The 10786-nt window shown below is 62.1% G+C and carries 10 protein-coding genes; 2 read left to right on the top strand and 8 right to left on the bottom strand.

Going from position 1 to position 10786, the window contains the following annotated elements:
* Both J7G73_RS10950 and J7G73_RS10955 read left to right on the top strand, forming a co-directional pair.
* On the top strand, positions 1-1818 hold a 1818-nt coding region (locus J7G73_RS10950; RefSeq protein WP_291246276.1), incomplete at its 5' end, for a phospholipid carrier-dependent glycosyltransferase.
* Between the two features lie 457 nt (positions 1819-2275).
* Positions 2276-2524, top strand: coding sequence for a hypothetical protein (locus J7G73_RS10955; protein WP_291246277.1), 249 nt, complete (start codon positions 2276-2278; stop codon positions 2522-2524).
* 248 nt (positions 2525-2772) lie between these two features.
* Here the strand turns inward: J7G73_RS10955 and J7G73_RS10960 are convergent, their stop codons facing one another.
* The 8 genes from J7G73_RS10960 to J7G73_RS10995 are packed head-to-tail and all read right to left on the bottom strand — an operon-like array spanning position 2773 to position 10711.
* Positions 2773-3381: a V-type ATP synthase subunit D gene (locus J7G73_RS10960; protein WP_164474894.1), complete on the bottom strand. Its 609-nt coding sequence runs from the start codon at positions 3379-3381 to the stop codon at positions 2773-2775.
* Positions 3382-3414: 33 nt separating this feature from the next.
* Entirely contained in the window at positions 3415-4839 is a 1425-nt protein-coding gene (locus J7G73_RS10965) for a V-type ATP synthase subunit B (protein ID WP_087296305.1), read from the bottom strand.
* A 28-nt stretch (positions 4840-4867) separates the two neighbouring features.
* Positions 4868-6625, bottom strand: coding sequence for a V-type ATP synthase subunit A (locus tag J7G73_RS10970; protein WP_291246278.1), 1758 nt, complete (start codon positions 6623-6625; stop codon positions 4868-4870).
* Between the two features lie 11 nt (positions 6626-6636).
* Positions 6637-7230, bottom strand: coding sequence for a V-type ATP synthase subunit E (locus tag J7G73_RS10975; protein WP_087183257.1), 594 nt, complete (start codon positions 7228-7230; stop codon positions 6637-6639).
* A 37-nt stretch (positions 7231-7267) separates the two neighbouring features.
* Entirely contained in the window at positions 7268-7576 is a 309-nt protein-coding gene (locus tag J7G73_RS10980; RefSeq protein WP_291246279.1) for a V-type ATP synthase subunit F, read from the bottom strand.
* A 33-nt stretch (positions 7577-7609) separates the two neighbouring features.
* Positions 7610-8068, bottom strand: coding sequence for an ATP synthase subunit C (locus J7G73_RS10985; protein WP_164474893.1), 459 nt, complete (start codon positions 8066-8068; stop codon positions 7610-7612).
* A 42-nt stretch (positions 8069-8110) separates the two neighbouring features.
* The gene (locus tag J7G73_RS10990) at positions 8111-10069 is read right to left on the bottom strand and encodes a V-type ATPase 116kDa subunit family protein (protein WP_291246280.1); all 1959 of its coding nucleotides are present in this window, start codon (positions 10067-10069) and stop codon (positions 8111-8113) included.
* A gap of 12 nt (positions 10070-10081) precedes the next feature.
* Entirely contained in the window at positions 10082-10711 is a 630-nt protein-coding gene (locus tag J7G73_RS10995; RefSeq protein ID WP_291246281.1) for an MT-A70 family methyltransferase, read from the bottom strand.
* Positions 10712-10786: the final 75 nt, after the last annotated feature.

Below are 10786 nucleotides of genomic sequence, written 5' to 3' on the forward strand. Positions count from 1 at the left end.
TCCAACGGCACCGAGGACCAGTTCCTCACCAGCGACACCGCCCGTGTGATGATCGCAGTGGTGAGTCTGGCCAACCTGGTGGGCACCGTGATGGTCTGGCTGGCCTGCCTGCGGCTGTGCCGCGGCGAAAAGATCTGTGCGCTGCAACCCTCCCCGGAGCCTGCCATCACCGCGCCCGCACCCCAGCCCCGCTGGACCCGGCCGGAGCTGCTCTGGCTGCTGGCGGGTACCCTTCTGGTGGGGGTGGTGAGCCTGACCAATCTGGGCGACTTCACCGCGCCTCAGAACCCGGAGGTGGTGCAGGGGACCAGGACCTACACCGTACAGGTGGAGGGCGAGGCCTCCAGCCTGTGGATTTACCCGGAGATCAACTGGAGCGGTCAGCTCACCGTGACCGACAGCCGGGGCACCGAGCTGGTGAACCAGGCGCTGGACTACGGCAACGTGTTCCATTGGCTGTCCCTGCCGGTTACCGACAGCGAGACCTACACCATCACCCTCACCGATGCCAGCCTGATGGAGCTGGCCTTCAAGAACGACGCGGGCGAATGCCTGGCCGTGACCGGCGAGAGCGGGGCCCTGTTCGACGAGCAGAATCTGGTGCCGGACACCATCAGCTACAAAAACAGCATGTATTTTGACGAGATCTACCACGGCCGCACTGCCTACGAGCATCTGCATGGTATGCCGGTGTACGAGACCACCCACCCGCCGCTGGGCAAGGTGTTCATCATGCTGGGCATCGCGGTGTTCGGCATGACCGGCTTCGGCTGGCGTGTGGCGGGCGCGCTGTTCGGCATTGCTCTGGTGCCGGTGCTGTATCTCTTTGTGCGGCGGCTTACCCGGTCGCCCCGGTGGGCGGGCTTTGCGGCCCTTCTGGCCGGGCTGGATTTGATGCGCTATGCCCAGAGCCGGATTGCCACCATCGATATCTACGGCACCTTCTTTATCCTGCTGGGGGCCTATTTCATGCTCTGGTACTGCCAGAGCGTGCTGACCAAAGGTGTGGATAACAGTATCCTGCCCATGGCCCTGGCTGGTGTTTCCTTCGGCCTGGGCGCGGCCAGCAAGTGGACCGGCATCTATGCCGGGGCCGGGCTGGCGGTGTTGTATTTCGGGGTGCTGTGGGCCCGCTGGCGGCAGAAGAAGCCGGGCTTCAGCAGGGAACTGGCCATTGCCCTGATGGGCGGTGTGCTCTTCTTCGTGCTGATTCCGCTGATGATTTACGTGCTGGCTTATCTGCCCTACTGGTGGCGGGAAGGCGGCTTCAGCCTGGGCGAGTGGTGGCAGTGTCAGCTGACCATGTTCAACTACCACAGTCAGCTCAAGAGCACCCATCCCTATGAATCCAACTGGTATACCTGGACCTTGTTATTACGCCCTGTATGGTATTATTCTGCCAGCGGGCTGCCTGCAGGGATGCGGGGGACCATTGCAGGCATGGGTAATCCCATCGTATGGTGGGCAGCGCTGGCCGGGCTGTGCACGTTGGTCTGGCGGCAGATCAGCGGGCGGGCATGCCGGGCGCAGGGAAGTGTGCTGGTGCTGTATCTGGCGCAGCTGCTGCCCTGGGTACTGGTGACCCGGTGCACCTTCCTGTACCATTATTTCCCCAGCCTGTGGTTTGCGGTGGCGGGGCTTGCCGTGATGCTGTCCAAGCTGGACCATGACCGGCCGCAGCTTGCGCGGAGAATCGCCCTGTGCGTTCTGATTGCGGCGGCAGCGGTGTTCCTCTGGTTCTACCCGGCGGTGACCGGCATCTCGGTATCCGAAAGCTGGATTGCCTCCGCCCGCTGGCTCCCCTCCTGGTTTTTTTAACGACTCGACCGGTAACTGAGTGCGGGACGTTTACGGATACGCACCGGATTTTCCTCAGCGAAATACGCAAACTGCCTTTTTGATGGACTCGACCGTTAGCGGGGTGCGGTACACTTACGGGTACGCACCGGATTTTCCTCAGCAACGTACGCTAACCCCCATTTTTGGCGGACTCGACCGGCAGCGGGGGGGCGGTACGCTTACGGGTACGTGAACAGCCATTTATGGACTCGACCGGGGCAGGCTGATTGCAGTGTAGTTTACCCGGATTTTCGTCGAAAAGCCCGGATAAACCTTTGTTTTGACCCTGGAAAGCCCGGTTCCTCCTGTGCTATCATATAAACTGGAACAAATAGAAAACCGACGGCGTATGGCTTTTATTTTGCCATGCGCCGCCGGTTTTTTTCTGCCCGTTTGTTCCCGGAAATTTCAACAGAACCAAAGGAGGAAAACACCCATGCGCTCCATGCCGAAAACCCTGTGCCCGCTGCGTCACTTCCATGTTACGAATTTGAAAGATGGAAACGACAGTTTCGAGCCTTCCATGCACCGGATGCAGCATTTGAAAGTGACGAAACCGGAAGAGCAATATAAGATACCCAAAAAGATATCCAAGAAGATACACACACACAAAGAAGCACCCCGCCCAAAAAGGCGAGGTGCAGTTGCGCGAGTTTTAAACACTAAAAGTAATTTTTGTTTTTAATTCAATGAACTGGATTGCAATCTTGGCGGGGAAGAAAGGGATTTTGTTTCAAACCCTTGGAACACGGCAAAGAACCGGTCGAGTCCGTCAAGGGCAGTTGGCATCCTTTCGCGGAGACTTACCCGGTATATATCGGGTACCGCACCCCGCCAACGGTCGGGTCCGCCAAATGGGTGCTGGCGTACGTTGCTGAGGAAAATCCGGTGCGTATCCAGAAGCGTACCGCACCCCGTTACCGGTCGAGTCCGCTAAAAAGAAGATTTGATTACTTTGAGGCGGGAGAAATCTTCCCGTTCTTTTTCTTCCAACACTTCGGTGATGTACTTGATGTTGGAATTGAACTGCGGAATCATGATGTTGCTCAGGGCGTTGGCCCGCTTCTGGGTCTTCTGAATGGCCTGTGCCAAGCGGTATACGCTGCTCTCCACCTCGGCCAGCTCCACCGTGAGCCGCTTCACCTGGCAGAACTTGCGGTATGCCTCGTCCAGCTGGCTGTTGGTCCCGCCCAGACCGTAATACAGGCTCTGGGGCGCGGTCTCCTCCAGCTTTACCATGGGCAGCTCCACGCCCATCACGCTTCGCCAGTCCAGCGAAAGCCCGTTTTCCACCGGTACCGTGTGAGCAAAGCTCGATACCACGCCCAGCGTCACATTGGCCAGCTGCAGGGCAGCGTATGCCTCCGCATAGGCCGCGGCGATCTGGTCCTGAATGGCGGCGGCCCGGTCGATGAGCTGCATCATCTCGCGTACCAGAATGTTGCGCTTGCGGTCCATCAGTTCGTAGCCCTGGCTGGCCAGCGCAAGGCTCTTCTGCTGTGCCATCAGATTGCTTTTTGTGGGGAATATCTGCTGCGCCAAAACAAGGCCTCCTTTCTGGGTGTATCTGCCCGGTTACTCGGCGTCGTTGTGGAAAGCCCGGCGCACCCCCAGCTCCCGCTGCTTGGGGTCGGTTTTGGGCTTGTAGTAGTGGTCCAGCAATACCTGGTCCACACGGTCCAGCTCCTCTTTGGGCAGCATGCTCAGCAGCTCCCAGCCAAGATCCAGCGTCTCCTCGATGGTCCGGCTGGTGTTGCCCTGACCCACGAACTTTTCCTCAAAGGCGCGGCCGAACTCCATCACCCGCTTGTCGCTGGGCGAAAGCTCTTCCTCACCGATGACGCTGGCCAGCGCCTTTGCGTCCTGTACTCGGGCATAGGTGGCGAACAGCTGGTTGGCCAGCGGGTTGTGGTCCTCGCGGGTGTAGCCCTTGCCGATGCCGTCCTTCATCAGACGGGACAGGCTGGGCAGCACGCTGATGGGCGGATACACGCCGGTGGCGTCCAGATTGCGGTCCAGCACGATCTGGCCCTCGGTGATGTATCCGGTCAGGTCCGGAATGGGATGGGTGATGTCGTCGTTGGGCATGGTCAGAATGGGGATCTGGGTCACGGAACCCTTCTTGCCCTTCACGATGCCCGCCCGCTCGTACAGGCTGGCCAGATCGGAATACAGGTAGCCGGGGTAGCCCTTACGGCCGGGAATCTCGCCCTTGGAGGAGGAGAACTCCCGCAGGGCCTCACAGTAGCTGGTCATGTCGGTGAGGATGACCAGAATGTTCTTGCCCAGATCAAAGGCTAGATACTCGGCGATGGTCAGCGCCGCCTTGGGTGTGATGATGCGTTCCACGATGGGGTCGCCCGCCAGATTCAGCAGCATGACCACCCGGTCCATTACGTTGGCGGCCTCGAAGGAGCTCTTGAAATAATCCGCCACGTCGTTCTTCACGCCCATGGCCGCGAACACGATGGCGAAATCCTCGCCGTCGGATACGTTTGCCTGCTTTACGATCTGCACCGCCAGCTCGTTGTGGCGCATGCCGGACCCGGAAAAGATGGGCAGCTTCTGGCCGCGGATCAGGGTGGTCAGCGCGTCAATGGCGGAAATGCCGGTGCAGATGTAGTTGCGGGGATAGACCCGGCTCACCGGGTTGATGGGCGCGCCATTCACATCCCGGCGGCATTCCGGGTAGATGGCGCCCAGGCCGTCGATGGGGCGGCCCAGACCGTCCAGCGTGCGGCCCAGCAGCTCCGGGCTCAGGTCCACCTGCATGGGATGGCCGGTCAGGGTGGTGCGGGTGTTGGAAAGCGAAAATCCGGTGGTTCCCTCGAACACCTGAATCACGCATTTCTCGCCCTCGATCATCACGATGCGGCCGATGCGCTGGCTGCCGTCGTCAAGGCGCAGCACCACCATCTCGTCGTAGCTGGCGTTTTTCACCCCATCCAGAATCACCAGCGAGCCGTTGATCTGGCTGAGGCCAACATACTCTAAGAGCATGGTACAAATCTCTCCTTTCCGGCGCCGGTCACGGGCGCATGAGTTCGCCGATCTTCTGGTCGATCTCGGCGGTATAATCGTCGAAAAGCTCCAGGTGGTCGTTGGGGATGTCGTACTTCATCTTGACCAGCTTGTCGAACAAACCGGTGCGCAACACCCGGCTCATGGGCACCTGCTTTGCCACCAGCACCTGGCTCTTTTCGTACAGATGCAGGATCACCCGCATCATCTTCAGCTGCTTTTCCAGGCTCACGTAGGTGTCCTGGTCGTGGAAGAAGTTCTGCTGCAAAAAGCCCACGCGGATGACGCGGGCGATCTCGATGATCAGCTTCTGGTCGTCCGGCAGCACGTCGGAGCCGATCAGCTTCACGATCTCCATCAGGCTGGTCTCCTGCAAAAGCAGACCGGCAATGCGCTCCCGGCACTGCATGAAGTCCGGGCCTACGTTGTCGTAGTACCAGGGGGACAGATCCCCCAGATACTCGCTGTAGCTGGTGTTCCAGTTGATGGCCGGGTAATGGCGGGCGTAGGCCAGGGCCTTGTCCAGCGCCCAGAAGCAGCGGGTGAACCGCTTGGTGTTCTGGGTGACCGGCTCCGAGAAGTCGGAGCCCTGGGGGCTGACCGCGCCGATTACGGTGACAGAGCCCTCCTGGCCGCACAGCGCCTGAGCATAGCCCGCGCGCTCGTAGAACTGGGCCAGACGGCTGGGCAGGTAGGCGGGGTAGCCCTCGTCGGCGGGCATTTCCTCCAGACGGCCGCTGATCTCGCGCAGGGCCTCGGCCCAGCGGGAGGTGGAGTCCGCCATCATGGCGGCATGGTAGCCCATGTCCCGGTAGTATTCCGCCAGCGTGATGCCGGTGTAGATGGACGCCTCGCGGGCGGCCACCGGCATGTTGGAGGTGTTGGCGATCAGCACGGTGCGGTCGGTCAGCGGGCGGCCGGTCTTGGGGTCGATCAGCTCGCTGAATTCGGTCAGCGCCTGGGTCATCTCGTTGCCGCGTTCGCCGCAGCCCACGTAGATGATGATGTCTGCGTCACACCATTTGGCCAGCTGGTGCTGGGTCATGGTCTTGCCGGTGCCGAAGCCGCCGGGAATGGCCGCCGCGCCGCCTTTGGCGATGGGGAACATGGTGTCCACCACGCGCATGCCGGTGATCAGCGGCCGCTGAGCGGGCATCCGGCGGGAGACAGGGCGGGGGATTCGGATGGGCCATTTCTGGCACCGGGTCAGTACCCGCTCGTTGCCCCGGTCGTCGGTGAGCTTGACCACCGTGTCGTTCACGGTGTAGCTGCCGTTTTCGGCCACCCAGGTCACGGTGCCGGACACATTGGGCGGCACCATGCACCGGTGCTCGATGGCGGGGGTCTCGGGGCAGGTGGCGTAAATCTGGCCGGGGGTGAGCCGGTCGCCGGGCTTTGCCAGCACGGTCACGTCCCAGCGGGCGGTCTCGTCCAGCGCGGGAGCGGAGCAGCCGCGGCCGATGAAGGCACCGCTCAGTTCTTCCAGAGCGGGCAGCGGGCGCTGGATGCCGTCGTAGATGTTGCGCAGGATGCCGGGGCCCAGGGTCACGGCCAGCGCGCCGCCGGTGGAATACACCGGCTCGCCGGGGGCAAGGCCGCCGGTCTCCTCGTATACCTGGATGGTGGCGGCGTCCTCGCTCAGGCGGATCACCTCGCCCACCAGCCTCGCCTCGCCCACATACACCATCTCCATCATGGAAAACCCGGTTTTGCCCCGCACGGTCACAACCGGGCCGTTGATGCTATAGATGCGATTTTCTGCCAATTCCCTTCACCTCACAACTGTTCCAGCGCGATGGACATGCCGCAGGAGCGCAAAAACCAGTCCTTCTGGTTCTCCATGCGCATGTCCAGCGTGTCGTCCGCCTCGGTGCTGCCCGCGCGGGCGCGCAGCCCGCCCAGACGGATGGTGCCGTCTGCCTCCACGGTGCAGCCGGCGGGCAGGTTCTGCCGGGCCAGCTCCAGGTCCTGGGGCCGGGCGAAGAACTGGGCGGTGTCGCACCGCAGCAGTGTCAGCAGCCCGGCGGCGTTCTGCTTCAGAAACGGCCCGTAGTCCGGGCTGCTCACGAAGGCTTCGATCTCTTTTTCGCAGGCCGAGAACACCTCGTCCGCGATCTGGCCCCGGCGGCGGGCAAGCTCCGCCCCGGCGTCCAGCACGCTCTGCGAAAGCAGCCGGTTGGCGTTTTCGGTGGCGCGCTGGGTCTCGTATTCCTCCATGCGGGCGGCCTTTTTCTCCGCTTCGGTCCGCTTCTTTTCCAGCTCGGCGGCGGTTTCGGCGTCAATGGCCTTCACGATCTCGCTGCGCCGGTGCTCGGCGTCCCGCTGGATGGCCTGCAGAAACTGCGCGGCCCGCTCGTTTTCGTCGATCATGGCTTACACCTCTTTTGGTTGGTTTGCGGTCATCGGGTTAAATTTTTACGCCGATGGCCTCCCGCACATAGCGGGTGATGCGATCCTTGCCCAAAGCCGAGCCGTGCCGGTCCGGAATGGCCAGGATCAGCGGGGCGTCCGGGGCTTGCTTTGCCTCGTTCACGATGGTCTCGAAATCATCGGCAATCTTTTCCGTCACCAGGATCATGCCCACGTCCGGCTGGGCCAACGCATAGTCCAGGGCGGCGGTCACTTCGTCGGCCTGGTGGGCCACCACGCCCTCGATGCCCGCCAGCCGCATGCCGGTCTGGGTATCGGTATTGTCGCTGATCAGATAAAACCGCATGGTCTGCCCTCCCTTCGCTTTGAAGCCGCCGGGTCAGACCAGCTTGTTCAGGATCAGGATGGAGATAACCACGCCGTACAGCGCGATGGACTCACCCAGAGCAACGAAGATCAGGCTCTTACCGAAGCTCTTGGGATCCTCGCTGGCGGCGGCGATGGCGGCGGGAGCGCCCGCGGCAACGGCCAGGCCGCCGCCGATGCCGGCAAGACCGGTAACCAGCGCGGCAGCCAGCAGGCCAAGGCCCATGCTCTCGTTGCTGGCGGCCTTCTCGGCGGCGGTCATCACGGCGGTGGTGGCGGCAGCGTCCTCAGCGCTGACTGCGAAGGCGAAGCAGCCGGCGATCAGCATCACAACCAGAAAGCAGCTCAGGTTGATGGCCAGGGTGCGCTTGACGGGCATACCGGCGGCGGAGCGCTTGGCCAGCCAGGCGGCGCAGCCCATGATCAGGGCCAGGGGCAGCAAAACGAGCAGAGCAGTGATTACGGGATTCATAGATCATTACCTCCAAATAACTATCTCAAAGGCGGCGGACGGTCAGCCCTGCTGCGCCTTCTTGGTCAGGTCCACGCCCCGGAAGGGGTGGCCGCCGCCCTCGTAGCAGCGGCTGAACATTTCGTAAAATTCAAGGCGCAGGCCCTGAATGCCGGAGAGCAGGCCCTCCAGTGCGATGATGAGGGCGTTGCCCAGCACCACCACGATCATGTTGGGCGGGTCGCCCGCCAGGCTGAAGATGGCCATCATCATGGCCGCGTGCACGAAGACGAAGGCGCCCACGCGCAAAAAGGATACCGTATTGCTGAAATAGCTCAGCACGTATTCCAGCAGTTCAAAGATGTTCTGCATGCAGTAGTCGGCCCAGCTTTCCGGCTTCCAGTGGGGATGATGGTCCACCAGACCGATGAGCACCTCCTGGAAGAAAAGCACCACAAGGCCCGCCACCAGAATGGCCAGCGCCACGCTGCTTGGCAGGAAGACGGGGCCCTTCATGAAGCCGCTCACCAGCGAAACACCGGCGGCGTACACCAGCATACCCACCAGGCCGTTGTTGGAGAAGATAGCCTCGCCCCAGTGCTTTTTGCGTACCGCTGCGTACACGTGCAGCAACATGGCCAGGAACACCATGGCCACGCCGATGAAGATGGCGCAGATCAGAATGGGGTTGATGGCGGCGGTGTCCAGCACCGAATGGGGAGCGCCGGGCCACCAGCTGATGGGCTTGCCGCTCCAGCCGAGGGCCTCATACACCGGGTTCAGCGCTTCCTCAAAGCCGAACACCGAGCCGAACAGAAAACCGAACACCATGCTGGAGATGCCGCAGGGCACCACCAGCCGGGCCAGACCGATCTTTTTCCACTTCCAAAGGACAAAGCCGCCGATGGCCAGCACCGCGCCCTGGCCCAGGTCACCGAACATGATGCCGAACAGCACCGTGAAGGTGATGGCCACAAAGGCGGTGATGTCCATCTCGCCGTAGCTGGGCAGGCCGTACATGTCCACGAACATCTCGAAGGGCCGCACGAACCAGGGGTTCTTCAAAAGGGTGGGCGGCGTGGATTCCTCCACCTCGCCCGGGTCGCTCACCGTGACCCGCATGTGGGGGATGGCCTTTGCCTTCTTCTCGAATTCCGGGGCCTTGTCGGCGGGCACCCAGCCCACGAAGAAGAAGTAGTTGTCGCGGCAGGCGGCGTAGTGGCGCATATCAAATACGCTCTGGTGCCATTTCAGCTGGCGGTAGATGTCCGCCAGGGGCTTTTCCTCTTCGGCCCAGTAATCGGCGGTGCGCTGGGCCACATCCTCCAGTTTTTTGTCCAGCTCGGCCATCTGGGCGTCCAGCTGGCTCACGATCTGGGCCGGAGTGCCGGTGGCGGCGGGCAGATGCAGCCGCTCAAAGAACAGGGTGGAGAAGATGCCGTCAATCTCGTCGGCGGTCTCCCGGGGAGTGAAATACAAGCCCCAGTACCCGGCGGCCTCCTCGCCGCAGGTGACGAACAGCACGTGGGGGTTTTCCGCGTAAGCCACCGTCATGCGGGCGTAGCTGGCCTTGGGCAGAAAACCGAATCGGATCTTGATATACTCGCAGCCCAGAATGCTTTCCAGCGGCACATCCAGCCCGGAGAAGTGGGCGAACTGGTCCCGCTGCTGGGCCAGCTGGTTTTTCTGTTCCACCAGCGCATCCCGCTCGGCGGCCAGGTCCTGCAGCTGCCGGGCCACCTGATGCACCAGCTCCAGCTCCTCGCCCCGGATATGGCGGGGCTTGCCGGTGACGGCGGGCAGTTCGGTCTGCCCGGCCAGCCGGAACAGGTCCTCCATCTGCTGCACGTCCGGGGTGTAGGGGTTGTCCTCGCTCAGGGTCACATAGCCCAGCGAGCCGGACATGTGCTGCACCGCGGGCTCCGGGTGGAAATCGCCGTTCAGGCAGCAGGCTGCGATCAGCTCGTCCAGCTGGGGCAGCAGCCCGTCCACCCGAACCAGCTTCATTTTTTCAATGGCCAAGGTGTTCTCATCTCACTTTCCTTCGCTTCTTGCTGTTTCCTGCTCCCAGGCCCGGCGGGCCAGCACCCGGTCCGGCAGCAGATCCAGCTGGCCCAGACCCCGGCAGGCGGCTTCAAAAGCCGCCAGATCCGGCTGGCGCAGCCATACGCAGTAAAAGAATCGCTCGCCGCGCACCGCGGCACACCGGCGCAGCTCTTCGATCCGGGCCCTTCGGCAGGCCAGGGCGTAAAGGGGAGCGGCCCAGGGCTTTGCCTGCTGCCACAAGGCGGCCCGGTGGTCCAGCGCGGCGGCTTTTTCGGCCTCCAGCAGCCGGATGTTCCGGTCAAGATTTTCCACGATCTGAGCGGGCGTGCCCGCCGCACCCGGCAGATGCACCGGCTCAAACCGCAGCTCGGCCAGCACGCCGTCCATGCGGGCGGCCTCCACCATGGGGGTCAGGCAGACGCCCCAGCATCCTTGTTCGTTCTGGCCGCAGGGCAAAAACAGCAGGCAGTCCTTTTTTGCCAGCTTTCCCACTGGCAGGGCGCACAGCTCGTCAATGCTCATGGTAGGATAGTGATGCTCCGCCGCCCCTGTTCGTTTACACTCATACCGCCACGGCGGATCGGCGTATATGATGTGATATTTCTGCGGTTCCTCGATAAGTCTTTTTCCTCCTGCGTAAAAATTTCAACGTCAATGGGCTGTGAAAACTGCTTTACTGATGCTGCCGGTCTT

Source organism: Allofournierella sp., from assembly GCF_017889395.1.
Classification (GTDB): domain Bacteria; phylum Bacillota; class Clostridia; order Oscillospirales; family Ruminococcaceae; genus Allofournierella.